Below are 252 nucleotides of genomic sequence, written 5' to 3'. Positions count from 1 at the left end.
CTCTTCGGTAATGTCCTCACCCAGTGTCTTCAGCTTGCCGCCACACCGAAGGCAGGCTTCGCCCGGCATCAAGATCGTGTCATTGCGCTCAAGATGGTTCGGTAGCGGCTTGCGGCTGTGCTGGCGTTTGGCCTGTCCGGAAGGAGCATCCACCGAAGCGGAATCCGGCATGTTTTGCTGATCAGCAGCTACACCAATGGCCTCTTCCTCGGCAAGGCTCAGATTGAGTTGATCGAGGCTTTCCGATTTGGA

Annotated in this window: 1 protein-coding gene; it reads right to left on the bottom strand. The window is 57.1% G+C overall.

Going from position 1 to position 252, the window contains the following annotated elements; all coding sequences use genetic code 11:
• Positions 1–252: transposase domain-containing protein (locus ACXAH0_RS25300; protein ID WP_475196099.1), on the bottom strand; the 252-nt coding region annotated here is incomplete at both ends.

The organism is Roseibium sp. AWQ4_290, assembly GCF_056160985.1.
The sequence above is the reverse complement of the archived record's forward strand: the minus strand, read 5'-3'. Positions and strand labels throughout refer to the sequence as shown.